18 protein-coding genes are annotated in these 19,659 nt (G+C 64.5%); 7 read left to right on the forward strand and 11 right to left on the reverse strand.

What is annotated here, in order from left to right; all coding sequences use genetic code 11:
* The first annotated feature begins 34 nt into the window (after window positions 1–34).
* On the forward strand, window positions 35–862 hold the full coding sequence (gene cysE / locus B4A72_RS08540) for a serine O-acetyltransferase (RefSeq protein ID WP_292955352.1): 828 nt from the start codon (window positions 35–37) through the stop codon (window positions 860–862).
* On the opposite strand, the gene B4A72_RS08545 is transcribed toward cysE, so the two are convergent.
* On the reverse strand, window positions 859–1,905 hold the full coding sequence (locus B4A72_RS08545; RefSeq protein ID WP_292955349.1) for a quinone-dependent dihydroorotate dehydrogenase: 1,047 nt from the start codon (window positions 1,903–1,905) through the stop codon (window positions 859–861). The genes cysE and B4A72_RS08545 overlap by 4 nt on opposite strands.
* Window positions 1,902–2,237 carry a DUF952 domain-containing protein gene (locus B4A72_RS08550; RefSeq protein ID WP_292978334.1) on the reverse strand — a complete coding sequence of 112 codons (336 nt, stop codon included), beginning with the start codon at window positions 2,235–2,237 and terminating at the stop codon, window positions 1,902–1,904. Before B4A72_RS08550 ends, B4A72_RS08545 begins: the two co-directional genes overlap by 4 nt.
* A gap of 162 nt (window positions 2,238–2,399) precedes the next feature.
* Between B4A72_RS08550 and B4A72_RS08555 the strand changes: the two genes are divergently transcribed.
* The 4 genes from B4A72_RS08555 to B4A72_RS08570 all read left to right on the forward strand — a co-directional run bounded on the left by B4A72_RS08555 (window position 2,400) and on the right by B4A72_RS08570 (window position 5,974).
* Entirely contained in the window at window positions 2,400–4,007 is a 1,608-nt protein-coding gene (locus B4A72_RS08555) for a bifunctional metallophosphatase/5'-nucleotidase (protein WP_292955343.1), read from the forward strand.
* A gap of 231 nt (window positions 4,008–4,238) precedes the next feature.
* Complete coding sequence (locus B4A72_RS08560; RefSeq protein ID WP_292955340.1) at window positions 4,239–4,793, forward strand: thioredoxin family protein; 555 nt, start codon at window positions 4,239–4,241, stop codon at window positions 4,791–4,793.
* Window positions 4,766–5,470: a phosphoglycolate phosphatase gene (gph, locus tag B4A72_RS08565; RefSeq protein ID WP_292955337.1), complete on the forward strand. Its 705-nt coding sequence runs from the start codon at window positions 4,766–4,768 to the stop codon at window positions 5,468–5,470. The genes B4A72_RS08560 and gph overlap by 28 nt, the downstream gene beginning before the upstream one ends.
* A 75-nt stretch (window positions 5,471–5,545) precedes the next feature.
* The gene (locus B4A72_RS08570; protein ID WP_292955334.1) at window positions 5,546–5,974 is read left to right on the forward strand and encodes a TIGR01244 family sulfur transferase; all 429 of its coding nucleotides are present in this window, start codon (window positions 5,546–5,548) and stop codon (window positions 5,972–5,974) included.
* A 14-nt stretch (window positions 5,975–5,988) separates the two neighbouring features.
* Here B4A72_RS08570 and B4A72_RS08575 read toward each other — a convergent pair whose 3' ends face one another.
* From B4A72_RS08575 to B4A72_RS08600, 6 genes are all read right to left on the reverse strand, one after another.
* Window positions 5,989–6,333 (reverse strand): arsenate reductase family protein, encoded by a 345-nt coding sequence (locus tag B4A72_RS08575; protein ID WP_292955331.1) that lies wholly within the window; start codon window positions 6,331–6,333, stop codon window positions 5,989–5,991.
* 131 nt (window positions 6,334–6,464) lie between these two features.
* The gene (locus B4A72_RS08580) at window positions 6,465–7,772 is read right to left on the reverse strand and encodes a DUF3422 family protein (RefSeq protein WP_292978336.1); all 1,308 of its coding nucleotides are present in this window, start codon (window positions 7,770–7,772) and stop codon (window positions 6,465–6,467) included.
* Between the two features lie 11 nt (window positions 7,773–7,783).
* Window positions 7,784–9,226 (reverse strand): NCS1 family nucleobase:cation symporter-1, encoded by a 1,443-nt coding sequence (locus B4A72_RS08585; RefSeq protein ID WP_292955325.1) that lies wholly within the window; start codon window positions 9,224–9,226, stop codon window positions 7,784–7,786.
* A 211-nt stretch (window positions 9,227–9,437) separates the two neighbouring features.
* Complete coding sequence (locus B4A72_RS08590) at window positions 9,438–10,880, reverse strand: NAD(P)(+) transhydrogenase (Re/Si-specific) subunit beta (RefSeq protein ID WP_292955322.1); 1,443 nt, start codon at window positions 10,878–10,880, stop codon at window positions 9,438–9,440.
* Between the two features lie 12 nt (window positions 10,881–10,892).
* Window positions 10,893–12,467, reverse strand: coding sequence for a Re/Si-specific NAD(P)(+) transhydrogenase subunit alpha (locus tag B4A72_RS08595; RefSeq protein WP_292978338.1), 1,575 nt, complete (start codon window positions 12,465–12,467; stop codon window positions 10,893–10,895).
* A 211-nt stretch (window positions 12,468–12,678) separates the two neighbouring features.
* The gene (locus B4A72_RS08600; protein WP_292955316.1) at window positions 12,679–13,392 is read right to left on the reverse strand and encodes a hypothetical protein; all 714 of its coding nucleotides are present in this window, start codon (window positions 13,390–13,392) and stop codon (window positions 12,679–12,681) included.
* A 185-nt stretch (window positions 13,393–13,577) separates the two neighbouring features.
* Between B4A72_RS08600 and pepN the strand changes: the two genes are divergently transcribed.
* Both pepN and B4A72_RS08610 read left to right on the forward strand, forming a co-directional pair.
* Window positions 13,578–16,163, forward strand: a complete 2,586-nt coding sequence (gene pepN / locus B4A72_RS08605; protein WP_292955313.1) for an aminopeptidase N — start codon at window positions 13,578–13,580, stop codon at window positions 16,161–16,163.
* A gap of 42 nt (window positions 16,164–16,205) precedes the next feature.
* Window positions 16,206–17,120 carry a 1-acyl-sn-glycerol-3-phosphate acyltransferase gene (locus B4A72_RS08610; RefSeq protein WP_292955310.1) on the forward strand — a complete coding sequence of 305 codons (915 nt, stop codon included), beginning with the start codon at window positions 16,206–16,208 and terminating at the stop codon, window positions 17,118–17,120.
* Between the two features lie 24 nt (window positions 17,121–17,144).
* Here the strand turns inward: B4A72_RS08610 and B4A72_RS08615 are convergent, their stop codons facing one another.
* The 3 genes from B4A72_RS08615 to obgE are packed head-to-tail and all read right to left on the reverse strand — an operon-like array spanning window position 17,145 to window position 19,578.
* Window positions 17,145–17,444, reverse strand: coding sequence for a SelT/SelW/SelH family protein (locus B4A72_RS08615; RefSeq protein WP_292978340.1), 300 nt, complete (start codon window positions 17,442–17,444; stop codon window positions 17,145–17,147).
* The gene (gene proB / locus B4A72_RS08620; RefSeq protein WP_292955304.1) at window positions 17,444–18,556 is read right to left on the reverse strand and encodes a glutamate 5-kinase; all 1,113 of its coding nucleotides are present in this window, start codon (window positions 18,554–18,556) and stop codon (window positions 17,444–17,446) included. The genes B4A72_RS08615 and proB overlap by 1 nt, the downstream gene beginning before the upstream one ends.
* On the reverse strand, window positions 18,544–19,578 hold the full coding sequence (obgE, locus tag B4A72_RS08625; RefSeq protein WP_292955301.1) for a GTPase ObgE: 1,035 nt from the start codon (window positions 19,576–19,578) through the stop codon (window positions 18,544–18,546). Before obgE ends, proB begins: the two co-directional genes overlap by 13 nt.
* Window positions 19,579–19,659: the final 81 nt, after the last annotated feature.

The following is a 19,659-nucleotide window of genomic DNA, read 5'->3' on the forward strand; positions in this document are numbered from 1 at the left end:
AGAAGGTGAGGAACAGCAAGCGCGGACCGAGCCGATGAATGTGCAAAACAAATCCAGCAACACGCTGGTCATGGATCGCGACGCCGTCTGGGCGCAGCTTCGCGACGAAGCCTCGGCGGCCATTCGCAACGAGCCGCTCTTGGGTGCCCTGATCCATGCCGGATTGTTGCACCATTCCAGTCTGGAGGCAGCGCTGGCCTACCGGCTATCGCTCAAGCTGGCCTCGGGTGAAATGAGCGAACAGATCCTGCGCGAACTGGCGGACGAGGCCTATCACGCGGGAGCCGAACTGGGCGACGCCGCGCGCGCCGATCTGCTGGCTGTCTACGATCGGGATCCTGCGACGCACCGCCTTTTGCAGCCGGTGCTGTTCTTCAAGGGTTTTCAGGCCTTGCAGGCCTATCGTCTGGCGCATTGGCTGTGGCGGCGCGATCGGCGCGACATGGCCTATTTCGTGCAGATGCGTTGCTCGGAATATTTTGGTGTCGATATTCACCCAGCAGCCAGGATCGGCACCGGGGTGATGATCGACCATGCCCATTCCATAGTCATCGGCGAGACGGCGACCGTCGGAAACGACGTTTCCATGCTGCATTCAGTCACCTTGGGTGGGACCGGCAAGGAGGACGGTGACCGGCATCCCAAGATCGGCGATGGCGTGATGATCGGAGCGGGTGCGAAGGTGCTGGGCAACATCAAGGTCGGGCATCATTCGCGGATCGCGGCGGGATCGGTCGTGCTGCACGATGTCCCATCGTGCAAAACCGTGGCGGGCGTTCCCGCACGCGTGGTGGGCGATGCGGGTTGTTCTGAACCGTCGCACAGCATGAACCAGCTTTTGGGAATTGACGATTATTTCTAGATGCCGCTGCCGGTCAGTTCCGGCAGTGTCATCTTCTCGCGCCGCAGGCGCAGGTCAAGCTCTTCTGCCATCCGTCCTGCCAGAGAAAATCCCTGAAAGATCAAAGCGGAATAGAGTTGCACCGCCGTTGCACCTGCGCGCAGCTTGGCCCATGCGTCGTCGGCGGAAAATATGCCGCCGACGCCGATCAGCGGCAACTCTCGGTGAGTTTCCCGATAGAGCTGTGCCAGGACTTCGGTCGATCGCGCGAGAAGGGGCTTTCCCGACAAACCGCCGGCCTCCCCGGCCTGGCGGCTGCGCAAACCTTCGCGAGACAGAGTCGTGTTGGTGGCGATGATCGCATCGACCCGCAGGTTCCGTGCCACGTGGGCGATGTCCGAAAGCGCCGTTCGATCCAGATCCGGCGCGATCTTGACGAAGACGGGCCGTCGCACGGTCAGGGCATCGCGGGCCCGCATCACTCCGTCCAGCAACGCCTCCAGCGCCCTGGGGCCTTGCAATTCGCGAAGACGTTCCGTGTTTGGCGATGAGACATTGACGGTCAGGAAGTCGGCGGTCCCGCCCGCGATGCGGACCACTTCTGCGAAATCCGCAGCGCGATCGGTGCTATCCTTGTTCGCTCCGATATTCAATCCCGCTGGAATGCCCCGTGGTCTGGCTTCCAGTCGCGCGGCGATGGCCGCTGCGCCGTCGTTGTTGAACCCGAACCGGTTGATGATCGCGCGATCTTCGGCAAGGCGAAACAGCCGCGGCCTGCGATTCCCGGGTTGCGCGCGCGGCGTGGCGGCGCCAAGTTCAATGAAGCCGAAACCAGCTTTCATCAGCGCTGACACTGCGCGGGCATTCTTGTCGAAACCTGCCGCCAGACCGATCGGATTGGCAAGATCCAGACCCGCCATTTCAAGCCTCAACCTGTCCGACGTGACAGGCCGGCCGGGCAGGGGCGCCAATCCGGTCGCCAGCGCCCGGATCGAAAGGTCATGTGCGCGTTCCGGATCCAGCCGGTGCAGGAAGGCAAGACCCAGCTTCTCGACCATGCTCATTCCAGAATTCCGACGTCATGACCATCCGTGCCCGGCAGGATCAGACGTGTCCAGATCACGTCCGACAACAACAGGTCCCGGTAGAGATGCGGGAACATGTCGCCGCCGCGTGCAGGCTCCCACCGCAGGCAATCGCCCATCGCATCCGATTCACATGCCAGAAGCATCAGCTCGCTATCTTTGCGGAAATGTTTATTCAGCGTCGCCTTGACCTGGTCCGAAGCGGAAAAATGCACGAAGCCATCCAACACATCAACGGAAGCGCCGGCGCTGCGTCCGGACGTTCTAAGCGTGGCCCATTCTTCCAGCCTCAGTACCTTGTAGATCCGCATGGCGGCATTTGCGGCACCTCTCCGCACAAGGTCAAGCCCGGCCGCGTTCTGCAACCTGCTTGACAACTTTTCCTGCGATGGCAGCGTCGGGAAGATTTGACCCCGCGCGGACGCTGCGCCACTCTGGCGCAGTCAGACCAACAGGGCCGGAAGGGGAATCACATGGCGCTTCGTTTGTTTACCGCCGCATCGATCGCCGCGCTGATGGCGGGATCGGCGCAGGCTGAAATGGTGCTGCATGTGCTGCATACCAACGATCTGCACAATCGGATCGAACCGATCAACAAATATGACAGCACCTGTGACCAAGAGACGCAAGATGCGGGCGAGTGTTTCGGCGGGGTCGCGCGCGTGGCGGCAAAAGTCAGGGAACTGCGTGACAAGATCACCTCGGAGGGTGGCAATGTGGTCGTGCTGGATGCGGGCGATCAGTATCAGGGCAGCCTGTTTTACACGACCTACAAGGGCACGGACGTGGCAGAGTTCATGACCGATATCGGCTATGACGCGATGTCCGTCGGCAATCATGAATTCGATGACGGTCCCGAAGGGCTGGCAGTCCTGGCCGATGGCGTGGAATTTCCGATTTCCTCCGGCAACCTGGACCTTTCGCAGTCAAATGTGTTGAAAAGCAGGATCGACGACACGGTGACGCTGGATGTGGGTGGCCAGAAGATCGGTATTGTCTCGGCGCTGGCGACCGATACGCCAGAAATTTCGTCGCCCGGTCCCGATGTTATCGTCACTGACGATATCGAGGCGTTGAAAGCCGATGTGAAGACGCTGACCGACCAGGGTGTGAACAAGATCATCGCGCTGACCCATGTCGGTTATCTGCGCGATCAGGAAATTGCCAGAGAGGTGCCGGGCATCGATGCCATCATCGGCGGTCATTCCCACACCCTACTGGGCGAGGGGGAGGACGCAGCCGGACCCTATCCGACCATGGTCTCGGGCCCCGATGGCGTCGAGGTTCCTGTTGCGACTGCCGCCTCGTATTCCAGATATCTTGGCCATCTTATTCTGACGTTCGATGACGAAGGCAAGTTGATCAAGGCCGAGGGCAAGCCGATCCTTCTGGATAGTTCCGTTCCCGAGGACGAGACGATCGTCGCTCGCGTCAAGGAAATGGCCGCGCCGATCGAGGAACTGCGCCAGAAGGTCGTCGCCGAGACCGCGGCGCCCATCGACGGAGACCGCATCAATTGTCGGGCGCGGGAATGCGAAATGGGCGATCTGGTGGCTGATGCGATGCTGGATCGGGTCAAGAATCAGGGCATGAGCATCGCGATCGCCAATGGCGGCGGCCTGCGTGCCTCGATCGCCCAAGGGCAGGTGACGATGGGCGACGTCTATTCCGTACTGCCTTTCCAGAATACGCTGGCAACATTTCGTCTGAAGGGTGCCGACGTGGTCTCTGCCTTGGAAAACGGCGCCAGCAAATATGAGGAAGGCGCCGGTCGCTTTGCACAGGTCGCCGGTCTCAAATATACTGTTGATCCATCGGCCGAGGCGGGTAGTCGGATCAGCGAAGTGATGGTCCGCAAAGATGGCGGATGGAGCCCAATCGATCCCGCCGCGACCTATGGCGTGGTATCGAACAACTACATGCGCGCAGGCGGGGATGGGTATTCGGTCTTCGCGGCGAACGCGACCGATGCCTATGATTTCGGTCCTGATCTGGCACAGGTCCTGGCTGACTATCTTGCGGCCCAAGGTGCGGAATACAAGCCCGCCATGGACGGCCGCATCACCGTCAAGGGGGAATGAGCGGTGCGAAACGCAAACGACCTCAAACGAGGGCCATTCTCGGCACGAGGACGAGATGGTTGGAAAATTCCGTGACTCCAACAACCGGAGCACACTTCGTCCCGATAATCGGTATTATGGAACAATTTGGTATTGATACCGGACACTGCGGATGGTCGCTGGCAGTTTGAACCGGCTTGCTTGCCGGTCGCCGATCCGCGACATTCGCCATAAAAAAGCAAGGAGACTTCAATGGCGGTTTCCCCTCCGGTTTGCGATTTCGGTGCGCCGTGGCATGATTTCACGCTACCCGATCCCGATGGCAAGGCTGTTTCCCTGGCTGATATCGAGGGCTCGAAGGGCACGCTGGTCATGTTCATCTGCAACCATTGCCCCTATGTGCAGGCGGTTCTCGATCGCATCGTGCGCGACGCGAAAGAGATGCAGGCGGCCGGTATTGGCGTTGTCGCGATCTCGGCCAATGATGTGGTCGAGTATCCCGGCGACGGTCCCAAGCAGATGAAGGCAGAGGCCGAAAAACACGGTTTCAGCTTTCCCTATCTTTACGACAAGAGCCAGGATACGGCCCGCGCCTATGGTGCGGAATGCACTCCGGATTTCTTCGGCTACAACGCGGATGGCAGGTTGCAGTATCGGGGCCGGCTGGATTCCTCGACACGGCAGGCTGGTCCCGCGGATGCGAAACGCGAATTGCGGGACGCGATGATGATGATTGCCAAGACAGGAAAAGGACCGGTAAATCAGGTGCCTTCGATGGGATGTTCGATCAAGTGGAAATCCGCATGAACGTCTGCATGGCGCCATGCCCGATCGTTTTCGACCTTGACGGCACGCTGATCGACAGCGCTCCGGACATCCATGCATGCGTCAATGCGGTCCTGCGTCAAAATCGGTTGGCGCCGCTGGGCCAGGATCGGGTGCGCAGTTTCATCGGCGGTGGTGTGGACCTTCTTTGGACCAGGATCATCGCCGCGCTGAGGATCGATCCGGCGTACAGATCAGATCTGATCGCATCCTTCATGACCCGCTATCACGACGCGACCGCGCTGACGCGGCTGTTTCCCGGGGTGGTTGAGGCGCTTGGCACGCTGGCCGACCGCGGGCATCCTCTGGGGATCTGCACCAACAAGCCGATGGGGCCGACGCGCGCGATTCTTGATCATTTTGGAATTGCGGGGTCCTTCGCCCATGTCACCAGCGGCGATTGCCTGCCCCAGAAGAAGCCCGATCCCGCGCCGCTGCGGGCCGCGCTTGCCGCGCTTGGGGCCGATCCGGCTCAGCCGCGCGCAATCTATGTCGGTGACAGCGAATTCGACGCCAGATGCGCCGCGGCGATACAGGTGCCGTTCCTGATCTACACCAAAGGTTATCGCCTGAAGCCGGTCGCAGATTTGCCCCACGATGCTGCCTTCGACGATTTCGCTGCCCTCCCCGCCCTGATCGAGACGCGCGTGATGGTCTGAGCCGGCACGAGCCGGGCGCTTGACAAAAGCCGTTCCGTCGCGCCATGTCTCGGCATTCCCAGCAAGAGGCAGTTCATGGACCTGCGCCAACTCAGCCACAGCATCGCGGTCTCGCCGCAGATCACGCCCGAGGATGTGCCGCAACTGGCCGAGGCCGGATTTCGCGTGCTGATCAACAATCGGCCCGACGCCGAGGTGGACTCGTCCCTTGACCACGAGGTCATGGCAGCGGCAGCAGAGAAGGAGGGAATGGAATACCACTACCTTCCCTTCTCACCCGGCCAGATCACACCGGAACTGATCACCGATTTCGCGCAGGCAACCGCAGGCCGCGGCCCGATCATCGCCTATTGCCGGTCCGGCCACAGATGCACCGTGCTATGGGCGCTGAGCCAGGCCGGAAAGCGCCCTCGGGCTGAAATCATCGATGTGGCCCGCGACGCGGGCTATGACCTGACGCCGGTTCTTCCGCTGATCGATTCGCTGGCAAGCAGGCGCGGCTGATCCGCGATCCTGGCTCAGGCGGGCACGTCCAGCGCGCGCTTGACGTTCGCCGTCCAGCCCAGTAGCCGCTTGTCGCCCGCAAGGATGGCCGGACGCTTCATCACGGCGGGTCTGGCTTCCATCATCGCAACCGGATCGGCGGCGCGTTCTTCCTCGGACATGCCGCGCCATGTCAGGCTGGCGCGATTCACGATCCGATCGCCGAAATCCTTGACCAGACCGGCCCTTTCAGCTTCGGATAAAGGTTCTTTCTGCACGTCGCGGAAGTTTACTCGCCAGCCATGATCTTCCAGTGCGGCAATTGCTTTCTGGCAGGTCGAACAATGGCCCAGCCCATACATTTGCAGTGTTTTCGACATGGCGGAAACCTCGGCTCAGGGAACGAACGGATAGTCGCAGGCCGAAAGCATCGTGATCACGGCGGCAAGACGCATGAAAACCTTCGGAAAACGACGGTCCGATTATCGTCACGCCCTGCCCTGTCGGCAAGTCACAAATCCTCTTCCGGCGGGTGCTGGTGCAAGCTGCGGCGGACCCGCCGCATCGCCCACCAGACGAACAGCACCGCAAGCGGCGTCAGTCCGGCGATCAGATAGGCCTTGTCGATGCCTGTCGCGTTGGCCAGTGGATACAATGCATAGGACAGAAGTCCGACCGCGTAATAGCTGATGGCGACGACGGACAGGCCCTCGACGGTATGTTGCAGGCGCAATTGCAGATCGGCGCGGCGATCCATCCGTTTCATCAGCGCCTGGTTCTGGGCCGAACGTTCCACATCGACCCGCGTCCGCAGCAGATCCCCGGCCCGTCTGGCGCGTTCCACCATGGTCTTCAACCGTTCTTCATTCGACACCACGGTGCGCATCGCGGGCTGATAGCGGCGGCGCATGAATTCGGTCAGCATCTGCCGGCTCATGAAGCGCGTCTCGCGCAGGGCGCTGACGCGGTCCATCACGATCGCCTCATAGGCCTTTGTTGCGCCGAAGCGAAAGGAATGCTGCACCGCCTGAGCCTCGAGCTCGGCCGAGACGGCCAGAAGATCGTGCAGCACCGCGTCGGCTGCGCGGTCGTCATCGGTCATCCCCTCGACAATGGCCGACAGGCGCGGTTCCAGTTCGTTAAGGCGGCGCGACAGGCCGCGGGCGCGCCCCAGGGCCAGCATGGACATGGCGCGATAGGTTTCCAGCTCGACCAGGCGGTGCACGATGCGCCCGATCCTGCCCTCGCCCACGTCAGGACGCACGAAAATGGCAAAGCGCATCCAGCCATCCGCGTCGATACGGAAATCGCCCGCGATCATCGCGGCTTCCTCGAGCACCCAGACGGCGGTCAGGCTGTCACGCGCGAACCAGTCCGAAATCCTGTCCAGCGCCTCTTGCGGATGCGCGGGCAGCGTGTCGATCTGAACCATCACCGCCGCGACCCGCCTGCCCGGCGCGCCCTTCTGCCATTCCTCGGAAAAGATGGCGGCGGCCGACGGATCGAAGGGACGGATCGGCAGGCCCGGCGTCGTGGCCATGTAGGTCACGAATTCGGTGTGGCTTTCCCATTTCAGGTCATGCCGGCCCAACCGGCCCTGATAGTGACTCTCGTCGGGATCGGGTCGCGGACCGCCATGGCGATCCACCAGTTCCGACAGATGCGCCATGTCGCGCGCGAGATCGCGATTGGCGGCGTCGCGCGGCTCCTTGAAGGCCACGAAGACACAGGTGGACGGCGCCTTCAGACGAGGCGAGGGACGGGCATGAAGTTCGTTCACCAGCGCATAGCGCAACGGATGTTCGGTTGCCGGGCCCACGCCGTTCTCCTTTAGCTGCGGCTGCCGCAGAACAGGATATACAACACCCCGCCGACGCCGGCGCCGATCAGCCAGCCAAACCCCGACAGCGATTGCAAGGCAGGCAGCCACACTGTCCCGATCGAGAACAGCGCCGCCAGGCCGACCGCCATGATCGCGCGCATGTTCCAACCGCGATCATAATAGTAGCGGCCGGTGGGATCCTCGGTGAACAGATCCTGCACGACCAGATGCCGCTTCTGCACGACATAATAATCCGCGATCAGGATTCCGTAGAGCGGAGCCAGGATCGCGCCCAGCGTATCGACAAAGCCCGCGATGCCGATGGTCGAGATCAGCGACAGCCACAGCGCGCCGATAACAAAGGCGATCAGCGCCGCGATGACGCCGCCGGTCTTTGCGCTGATGCTGGCAGGGGCCATGTTGGCGATGTCATAGGCGGCCGGGATGAAGTTCGCTACAAGGTTGATGCCGACAGTCGCCGCGAAGAAGGTGACCGCCGCGATCAGCGTCAGCGCCAGGCTGTCCACCCGCTCGACGATGGCGGTCGGATCGGTCAGCCTTTCACCAAACAGCACGACCGATCCCGCGGTGATGAAAAGCGCGATGAAACTGAAGAAGGCCATCGAGACAGGCAGGCCCCAGAAATTGCCGCGGCGCATCTGTCCCTCTGTCTTCACGAAGCGCGAGAAATCGCCGAAATTGATCACCACGGCGGCGAAATAGGCAACCATCGTGCCGACCACCGCGATGAAACCCACGACCGGACTGCGCGTGCTTTCGGCATCGGCCTGGAAAATGACGCCGATTTCCGAAAAGATTCCGTTGCCGGCCTTCCACCAGATCATCAGCGCCAGCGCGATCATGACAAGATAGACGAACGGCCCGGCCCAGTTCAGAAACTTGCCAACCCATTCGATTCCCATCAGGAACAATCCGATCTGGAATCCGGCGACGATGACATAGGCGATCCAGTCGATGCCGCTCAGGCCCAGAAACCCGCCACCTACGCCGTCGACCGCGAACACTGCGCTGATCGCCAGAGCCACCGCCGTCGAGGCGAAATAGGTCTGCACCCCATACCAGAAGATCGCGACGATTCCGCGCACCAGCGCCGGAAACCGTGCGCCCCTGACCCCCATCGCGGCACGCGCCATCACCGCATAGGGAATGCCGTAGCGCACGGAGGGCCGGCCCGACAGGTTCACCAGCCACATCACCAGAAGCCCGGCCACGACGATGGCCGCGAAGGTCAGCCAGCCGTTCAGCCCGTATGACAGGAACAGCGACGCCGCCAGCGTGTAGCCGAACAGGCTCTGGATGTCGTTGTTCCAGACGTTGAAGATCTCGAACGCGCCCCAGTTGCGCCGCTGATGCGGAACCGGTGCGAGGTCCTCGTTATAAAGCGACGGATCGCCGCCGCCGACATGGATATAGTCCGGGTGATCCGTCATCACTGTCCCTCATCTTCTCTGGGCGCCATCACAGCCCGGTGAGGCTCCGCCGCGCAAGTGGCTGTGTCGCACGGAAAGGGTTTCAGGGCGCCTTGTCACGGATTTCGGGATCGGATCCCGGCGCAGGCTGCCCGAAAAACAGGCATCCAGCGCGGCCGGGAGGCTCTGGGGCGACGCCGTCCTTCGGGTCGCCCCCTACGGCCCTGACCGATCACTCCAGCAGCGGCAGCAGCTTGTTCACCGAATCCTTGGCATCGCCATAGAACATGCGCGTGTTTTCCTTGTAGAACAGCGGATTCTCGATGCCGGAATAGCCGGTGCCCTGCCCGCGCTTGCTGACGAAGACCTGTTTCGCCTTCCAGACCTCCAGAACCGGCATCCCGGCGATGGGGCTGTTGGGATCCTCTTCGGCGGCCGGGTTCACGATGTCGTTCGAGCCGATGACGATCGCCACGTCCGTGGACGGGAAATCCTCGTTGATCTCGTCCATCTCCATCACGATGTCATAGGGCACCCTGGCCTCGGCCAGCAGCACGTTCATGTGGCCCGGCAGACGGCCCGCAACGGGGTGGATGGCAAAGCGCACCTCCTTGCCGGCCGCGCGCAGCTTGCGGGTCAGTTCGCTGACCGCGCCCTGCGCCTGTGCCACCGCCATGCCATAGCCGGGCACGATGATGACGCTGTCGGCATCGTTCAGCGCCGCCGCCACACCATCGGCGTCGATCGGGATCTGCTCGCCCTCGATCTCGGCCGCGGGGCCGGTCTGACCGCCAAAGCCGCCCAGGATCACGCTGACGAAGTTCCGGTTCATCGCCTTGCACATGATATAGCTGAGGATCGCGCCCGACGATCCGACCAGAGCGCCGGTCACGATCAGCAGATCGTTGGACAGCGTGAAGCCGATCATCGCCGCGGCCCAGCCCGAATAGCTGTTCAGCATCGACACGACGACCGGCATGTCCGCGCCGCCGATGCCCATGATCAGGTGGTAGCCGATGAAGAAGGCCAGAGCCGCGACCAGGATCAGCCAGAACATCCCCGGTCCGACCCCGGTGAAATACAGCAGACCCAGGATCAGCGCCAGAATCAGGGCGCCGGCGTTCAGCATATGGCCGCCCGGCAGCTTCTTGGGCTTGCCGTCGACCTTACCGGCCAGCTTGCCGAAGGCGACGACCGATCCGGTAAAGGTCACCGCGCCGATGAAGACGCCAAGGAAAACCTCGATCTTCAGCATCGCGATCTCGGCCGGGCTCTTGTCCGCCAGAACGGCGGCAAAACCCTGGAATTCGTAGGCAAGGCCCTCGGCCTTGAGGCGCAGAACGCGCGCCATCTCGATCTGGGCGTTGAAGCCGACGAAGACGGCCGCCAGACCGACCAGTGAATGCATCGCCGCGACAAGCTGGGGCATTTCGGTCATCTGCACGCGCTTGGCGACGACCCAGCCGACGCCGCCGCCGATGGCGATCATGATCAGCGACAGGAACCAGTTGCCGGCGCCGGGACCGAACAGGGTCGCCAGGACCGCAAGGGCCATGCCGACGATGCCATACCAGATCGCGCGCTTGGCGCTTTCCTGTCCCGAAAGCCCCCCCAGCGACAGGATGAAGAGGATGGCGGCGACGACGTAGGCCGCGGTGGTGAATCCGTAATCCATGCCTGCGCCCCCTTACGATTTCTGGAACATGGCCAGCATCCGGCGCGTGACCAGAAAGCCGCCGACGATATTGACCGAGGCCATCAGCACGGCCAGGGTCGCGAGGATCAGCACCCAGGCCGAGCCCGATCCGATCTGCAGCAGCGCGCCCAGGATGATGATCGAGGAAATCGCGTTGGTGATCGCCATCAGCGGCGTATGCAGCGAATGGGCCACGTTCCAGATGACCCGGAAACCGACGAAACAGGCCAGCACGAAGACGATGAAGTGCGACATGAAGCTGGCAGGCGCGACAAGGCCGATCAGCAGCAGCAGGATCGCGCCGCCCGCAAGCAGCGTGACCTGGGACCGGGTTTCGGCCTTGAAGGCGGCGACCTCTGTTGCGCGACGCTCTTCCGGGGTCAGTTCCTTTTTCTTTTCCTTGGGCTTCTGGACCGCGATCGCGGCCACCTTGGGCTTGGGCGGCGGATAGGTGATGTCGTGGTCATGGACCACCGTCGCGCCGCGGATCACATCATCTTCCATGTTGTGGACGACAACGCCGTCTTTTCCGGGGGTCAGATCGGTCATGAAGTGACGGATGTTGTTTCCGTAAAGTTCCGAGGACTGGGTCGCCATTCGGCTGGCGAAATCGGTATAGCCGATGATCACCACGCCATTCTCGGTCACGATGCGTTCGTCCGCGACGGTCAGTTCGCAATTGCCGCCCTTTTCGGCCGCGAGATCCACGATGACGCTGCCGGGCTTCATTGCCTCGACCATGTCGCGGGTCCACAGGACCGGCGCATTCCGGCCCGGAATCAGCGCCGTGGTGATGACCACGTCCATGTCGGGGGCCAGTTCGCGGAACTTCTTCAGCTGCGCCTCGCGGAATTCGGGGCTGGAGGGCGCGGCATAGCCGCCGGTCTCGGCGCCGTCCCTGGTCTGCTCCTCGAAATCCAGATAGACGAATTCCGCGCCCATCGATTCGATCTGCTCGGCCACTTCGGGACGCACGTCGAAGGCATAGACGCGCGCGCCAAGGCTGGTCGCGGTCCCGATGGCGGCCAGTCCGGCGACGCCCGCGCCCACGATCAGGACCTTCGCCGGCGGCACCTTGCCCGCGGCCGTCACCTGGCCCGTGAAGAAGCGGCCGAAATTGTTCGCCGCCTCGATGACCGAACGATAGCCGGCGATATTGGCCATCGAGGACAGCGCATCCATCTTCTGCGCGCGGCTGATGCGCGGCACCATGTCCATGGCGATGGCGGTGATGCCCTGTTGCCTGGCCTTGTCCAGCAGATCGGCGTTCTGCGCGGGATAGAGGAACGAGATCAGCGTCTGCCCCTCGCGCATCTGCCCGATCTCGGATTCCGAGGGGGGGCGCACCTTGGCCACGATATCGACCGCGCCGATCAGCGCCGCGGCGTCCGGTTCCACGCCGACGCCGGCAGCGCGGTAATCGTCATCGGAAAACCCGGCTGCCGCACCTGCACCGCTTTCGACAAATGCCTCGTGCCCCAGCTTGCGAAGATGCGTCGCCGAAGACGGCGTGATCGCAACTCGCGCCTCCCCGGCGAAGCCTTCCTTCAAAGCGCCAATCTTCATGGCCTCGATGCCCCCTCGCTGAATTCCAAATTCTGTCGCTGAACCCATAGCATTGCGCAACAATCTTTCACAAGACCGTGGTTGCGGCCCAGCCATTCCGCGGCACCTCTCGCCTGACGCGGACAAACTGCGGGTCGGTCGCCACGAAAAATGCCGCGCGGCACCCGTCCGCGCGGCATTCCATCGCTTTTCCTTGAACTGCCCGCGAGGGTCAGTTCGCCGGCGCGGTCTGGGTCGTGCTGTCCGCTCCGGCGCTGCCCTGCGTGCCCGAGGTGCCGGCCGACCCGTCCGTGGCGGTGCCGGTCTCGGGGGCGGGAGTGGTCGTGGTCGAAGGCTGGGTCGTGGCCGGTTGATCGGTGACCGCCTCATCGACTGCATTGGCCGCATCCGACGCCGCCTCGGCCGCCGAATCGGCTGCGTTCTGGGCCGCATCGGCGGCGGACTGGACCGCCTGCCCCACGCTGTCGCCGGTCGCCTGGGCCGCGTTCTCGGCCGCAGTGGCCGCATCGCTTGCTGCATTTTCAGCCGCGGTCGCAGCGTCGCTGGCAGCGTTCTCGGCGGCAGTGGCGGCCTCGTTCGCAGCCGCCTCGGCATCGGCGGCGGCGTTGTCGGCTGCCGATTGCGTCTCGGTGCCCGCCGTCTGGTCTGCCGGCGCCGCGACCGGATCGGTCGCCGTGGTGGTATCGGCCGCGGGAACATCGGTTGTCGTGGTCACGGTCGTGGTGTCGCCTTCGACCGCCACGGTGTCATCGGTCATGAACCGTTGCAGCACGAAATAGGCCAAGGCCAGCGCCAGAAGAACACCGATGATCAGCGGCAGTGCCGAGGACCGGCGCTCGACCGGCTCGACATAGGTTTCCTTGGGCGCGGCAGGGTCGCGATCGACGGGATCGGTGCGCTTCGGGTCATTCGGGTCATAGGTCATGTGCTGCCCTCCAATTTGTGCTGACAAGACGCGCGCTTAGCGCCCCTTTCTCTGTCTTCTGCCCGCGACGCTGTCAATCGGGCCCCAGCGGGATGCCGGCTTGCGACCGGGCCCTCAGGCGAATAACACCAGTGGAAAGATCAGGTTCCCCCTGAACCGACAGGTTTTTTTGACCGGAGCACGCGATGACACGGCAGCCTCAGCAGACGACGCAATTTCTTGCCGACTACCGGCCGTTTCCCTTCCTGCTGTCCGAAACCCGGCTGGATTTCGAACTCGGCCCGCACGCGACGCTGGTGCGCGCCGATCTTTCGCTGACCCCGCGCGATGTCTCGAAGGTCGAGGATCTGGTGCTGGACGGTGGCAAGGAGGTTGCGCTTCGCTCGCTCAGAATCGACGGGACCGAACCCGACCCCGTCCATGTCAGCCGCGACGATGAGACCCTGCGCATCGCCGCCGCCGCCCTGCCCCGGACCGCCTTCACGCTGAGCACCGAGGTCAGCATCGATCCTGCCGCCAATACCGCGTTCGAGGGATTGTACATGTCGGGCGGCATGTATTGCACCCAGTGCGAGGCCGAAGGATTCCGCCACATCACCTTCTATCCCGACCGGCCCGACGTGATGGCGACATTTCGGGTCAGCATCCGTTCGGACATGCCGGTGCTTCTGTCGAACGGCAATCCTGTCGAAAACCGTGACGGAATGGCCGAATGGCACGATCCCTGGCCCAAGCCCAGCTATCTGTTCGCGCTGGTCGCGGGCAAACTGGTCGCGGTCTCCGACCGTTTCACGACGTGTTCGGGCCGCGAGGTGGCGCTGAATGTCTGGGTCCGTCCGGGCGACCAGGACCGCGCGGGCTTTGCCATGGAATCGCTTATCAAATCAATGAGATGGGACGAACAGGTCTATGGCCGCGAATACGATCTGGACGTGTTCAACATCGTCGCCGTCGATGATTTCAACATGGGCGCGATGGAAAACAAGGGCCTGAACATCTTCAACTCGAAGCTGGTCCTGGCCAGCCCGGAGACCGCGACCGACGCCGATTACGAACGTATCGAGGCGGTGATCGCGCATGAATATTTCCACAACTGGACCGGCAACCGCATCACTTGCCGCGACTGGTTCCAGCTTTGCCTCAAGGAGGGTCTGACGGTCTTTCGCGACCAGCAGTTCACCAGCGACATGCGCAGCGCGCCGGTCAAGCGGATCGAGGACGTGCGCGCCCTGCGCGCCCGCCAGTTCCGCGAGGATCAGGGTCCGCTGGCCCATCCGCCGCGGCCCGATCACTATGAGGAAATCAACAATTTCTACACCGCGACCGTCTATGAAAAGGGCGCCGAGGTGATCGGCATGTTGAAGCGTCTGGTCGGCGACGACGGCTATGCCAGGGCGCTGGATCTGTATTTCGACCGCCATGACGGCCAGGCGGCGACGATCGAGGACTGGCTGAAGGTCTTCGAGGATGCGACGGGCCGCGACCTGGCGCAGTTCAAGCATTGGTATACCGATGCCGGCACGCCGCGCCTGACCATGGCCGAGGATTGGGACGCCGATGCCAATCGTCTGACCCTGACCTTCACGCAGGACACGCCGCCCACGCCCGGCCAGGCCGACAAGCCCGCCCGTGTCATTCCCATCGCGGTCGGGCTGATCGGTCGCAATGGCGACGAGGTTCTGCCGACCCGGATGCTGGAGATGACCGAGGCGCGGCAAAGTTTCGATTTCGACGGGCTGGGCGCGCGGCCGGTCGTCTCGGCGCTGCGCGGCTTCTCGGCGCCGGTGATGCTGGATCGACCGCTGGACGACGCCACCCGCGCCTTCCTGCTGGCCCACGACACCGATCCCTTCGCCCGCTGGGAGGCCGGTCGCGATCTGGCCCTGTCGGCGCTGACCGCCCTGTCGCAGGGGCGCGAGGCGGGGGCCGATTTCGTCGATGCGATCGGCCGGCTGGCGGGCGACGACAGCGCCGATCCGGCCTTTCGCGCCCTGTGCCTGACCCTGCCCGGAGACGAGGATGTCGCCACCCGCCTGACAGCCCAGGGCGTGACGCCGGACCCGGATGCGATCCATGCCGCACGCGAGGGTCTTGCCCGCCGCGTGGCCGAGGCCCATGGCGATCTGCTGGCGGCGATCCATGACCGGATGCGGGTCGATGGCCCCTACTCGCCCGATGCGGCGGCGGCCAGGCGCCGCTCGCTCAGGATCGCGGCGCTCGGGCTGCTGAACCGCATCGACGGCGGCGACCGGGCCAGCGTGCTGTTCGGCAGCGCCGGCAACATGACCGAGCGGATGGCAGCGCTGATCTGTCTGATCCGGCGCGGCCGGGCGGCATCCGCGCTTTCGGCGCTGGAGGACGAATTCGGCGACAACCGGCTGGTGATGGACAAGTGGTTCTCGGTCCAGGTCATGGCCGCGCCGCCCGCCGAGGCGGTCGCGACCGCCCGCAGCCTGTCCGAACGCCAGGATTTCGACTGGAAGAACCCCAACCGCTTTCGTGCGCTGCTGGGCGGGCTTGCGGGCAACCACGCGGGTTTCCACGCGGCGGACGGATCGGGCTATGATTTCACCGCCGACTGGCTGATGCGGATGGATCGCGCCAATCCCCAGATCGCCGCCCGGATGTCCACCGCGTTCGAGACCTGGCCCCGGTATGACGCCACCCGCCGCGCCCGGGCGCTGGCGGCATTGCAGCGGATCGCCGCGATGGAAGGGATCAGCCGCAACCTGCGCGAGATGGTTTCGCGGATGATCGCCGCCGGAGCCTGAGGGCGCTTGTGGCGGCTCTTGTGGCGGGGCAGAATGGTGCAAATGAATGAATCGTCCGCCGATGCCAGGGCCGATATGCAGGCCCGACTCGATCCGCTGATTGCCGAGCGGGCACCGTGGCTCTATTCGGGAAAGGCGCACCACCGCATCGCCCGGCGGGTGATGATGCGGCTTCTGCGCTATCCGCGCACGATCCGGCTGGCGGCCGAACTGCGCGATCTGCCCACGCCCGAGATCATGCGCCGGATGACCGACCTGATCGTCCGCGACGTTCGTGTCTCGGGGATGGAAAATCTGCCGGCCAGCGGTCCCGCGCTGATCGTGTCGAACCATCCCACCGGCATCGCCGACGGAATTGTCATGCACGCGGTCCTGCAATCGCTGCGAGACGATCTTTTCATCTATGCCAATCACGACATGATCCGGGTCATGCCCCAGGTCGAGGATCTGATCGCGGGGGTGGAATGGCGCCAGGAAAAGCGCAGCCACGCCAAGACCAAGGCCACGATGGATTACACGCGCGATGCGCTTGGCGCGGGCCGGATCGGGCTGATCTTCCCTTCGGGCCGACTGGCCAAGCGGCAGGGCCTGACCCTGCACGAACGCCCCTGGATGGCCAGCGCCGCGATGATCGCGCGCAAGTTCGGCGTTCCGGTCATCCCGCTTCGCATCCGCGCCCGCAATTCGGTCCTGTTCTACCTGCTGGACGCGATCCATCCGACGCTGCGCGACGTGACCCTGTTCAACGAGGTGCTGAACAAGGCGCGCCAGAGCTATCGCATCACCGTCGGCGCGCCGATCGATCCGGCCACGCTGCCCAGGGGCAGCGACGAGGCCATCGCGATCCTGCGCGACGCGGCGCTGTCGCTGCCGCCGCCGGGCGAGGATGCGGCACGGCTGGCGCGGGGCGGCGGGGCGGTCGTGCGCCCGCGCCGGGCGAAAAGCCGCATCGCCTGAGCCCGGCCCCGGCCGGCACCCGGCTCAGATCGGCCGGTCCAGGTGTCCCAATGCGCGGCCGGGGTCGATCCGGTCGCGGATCGCCTGTTTCAGGGTCCGGATGTCGGGAAATCCGCCATCGCGCCTACGCTCCCAGATGTCGCCGCCGTCCAGCGTGATGCGGAAGACACCGCCACTGTCGTCGGGAATGATCGTGACCTGCAAATCAGGGCCGAAGGTCGACAGACATTCCTGCGCGTACCAGCCCGCCCGAAGCAGCCAGTTGCAGCCGGTGCAATAGGTGATCTCCAGATGCGCGCGTCGGGCGGCGGTCGGGTCCGTCATCACAGGGCCATGTCGTCGCGATGAATCAGGGCGGCACGGCCGGGATAGCCCAGCAGCGATTCGATCTCGGCCGAGCGGTGGCCGGCGATCCGGCGGGCCTCGTCGGCGGTATAGCGGGCAAGGCCGGTGCCCAGCGTCTGGCCCTGCGGACCCGCGATCGCGACCGGATCGCCGCGCCCGAAATCGCCCGCGACGGCGCGCACGCCGGCGGGCAACAGGGATTTGCCGCGGCGCAACGCCTCGGCGGCGCCCTGATCGACGGTCAGAACGCCCTTGGGTTTCATCGCCGCGATCCAGCGTTTGCGCGCGGCCTGGGGATCGCCCTCGGGCAGGAACCAGCTGCACCGCGCGCCGCCCGCCACCGCCGAAAGCGGCCGCATGACCGACCCTTCGGCGATCACCATCGCGCAGCCCCCGGCCACGGCGGTGCGCGCCGCCATCAGCTTGGTTTTCATGCCGCCCCTGGACAGGCCGGAGACCGGATCGCCGCCCATTGCCTCGATCGCGGGTGTCAGCTGCGCGATGATCGGCAGATGGCGCGCCTGCGGATCGGTCTTGGGATTGGCGGTATACAGCCCGTCCACATCCGACAGCAGCAGCAGCTGGTCGGCCCCGCAGGTCACGGCGATCTGCGCGGCAAGGCGGTCATTGTCGCCATAGCGGATCTCGTCCGTGGCCACGGTGTCATTCTCGTTCACGATCGGCACCACGCCCAAGCCCAGCAAGGTCTGCATCGTCGCGCGGCTGTTCAGGTATCGGCGGCGCTCGGCGCTGTCTTCCAGCGTCAGCAGGACCTGCGCGGTCTTGACCCCGTGCGGGGCCAGCGCCTCCTCATAGGCGCGGGCCAGCCGGATCTGGCCCACCGCCGCCGCTGCCTGCGCCTGTTCCAGCGGCAGCGCGCCGGAAGGCAGTTCCAGCACCCGCCGGCCAAGCGCGATCGACCCGGACGAGACCAGAACCACATCGGTGCCGCGCGCGCGCCATCGCGCCACGTCGTCGCACAGCCCGCGCAGCCAATCGCCGCGCAGCCCCTCGGGGCCGACCAGCAAGGCCGAGCCGATCTTGACGACCAGCCGGCGCGCCTGTTGCAGCGACGGGGCTAGGGCCGCCATGGCGCCTCGGGTTGATCTTCCGCCCCGGTCCCGCGCGATGGCGCGATCTCGGACCACAGGGCGCGCAGCACCTGCGGCACGCCCTGTTTCGAGACGCCCGACATCAGGTGGACCGGGCCGCCGGTCAGCGATTCCAGCACCGCCTGGCGTTCGGCGATGGTGTCATCGTCCAGCGCATCGATCTTGTTCAGCGCGGTGACGCGGGGCTTGGCCATCAGCACCGGCGAATAGGCGGCCAGTTCGTCAAGGATGGTGCGCGCATCCGCGCCCACATCCCCGGACGTGCCATCGATCAGATGCAGCAGCACGTTGCTGCGTTCGACATGGCCCAGGAACTGATCGCCCAGGCCCCGGCCCTCGCTGGCCCCTTCGATCAGGCCCGGAATGTCGGCCATGACGAATTCGCGCCCGTCGATGCCGACCACGCCGAGGTTGGGATGCAGCGTCGTGAAGGGGTAGTCCGCGATCTTCGGCCGCGCGTTCGACACCGCGGCCAGAAAGGTCGATTTGCCGGCATTGGGCAGGCCGACCAGACCCGCATCCGCGATCAGCTTCAGGCGCAGCCAGATAGTGCGTTCCACCCCCGGCTGGCCGGGATTGGCGGTGCGCGGCGCGCGGTTGGTCGAGGTCTTGAAATGCAGGTTGCCCCAGCCGCCATTGCCGCCGCGCGCCAGCAGCACGCGGCTGCCCGGTTCCGTCAGATCCGCGATCACCGTTTCCCCGTCCTCGTCCAGGATCTCGGTGCCGGCCGGCACCCTCAGCACGATATCCTCGCCCGACCGGCCGGTCATCTGGCTGCCCATGCCGTGCTGACCGGACCGGGCGAAGAAATGTTGCTGATAGCGAAAGTCGATCAGCGTGTTCAGCCCGGGCGCGGCCTCGGCCCAGACATCGCCGCCCCTGCCGCCATCGCCGCCGTCGGGACCGCCATATTCGATGAATTTCTCGCGCCGGAACGACACGCAGCCCGCGCCCCCCCCGCCCGAGCGGATATGAACCTTGGCGAGATCGAGAAACTTCATGGCTCGGGCTCCTTTGCGCCCACGCGATACGCGGATGCGGACCGGCGCGCAAGGGATGGCAAAAGGCCCCGCGCTGCCTAT

Source organism: Paracoccus sp. UBA5162, from assembly GCF_002413585.1.
In the GTDB taxonomy this organism is placed as follows: domain Bacteria; phylum Pseudomonadota; class Alphaproteobacteria; order Rhodobacterales; family Rhodobacteraceae; genus Paracoccus.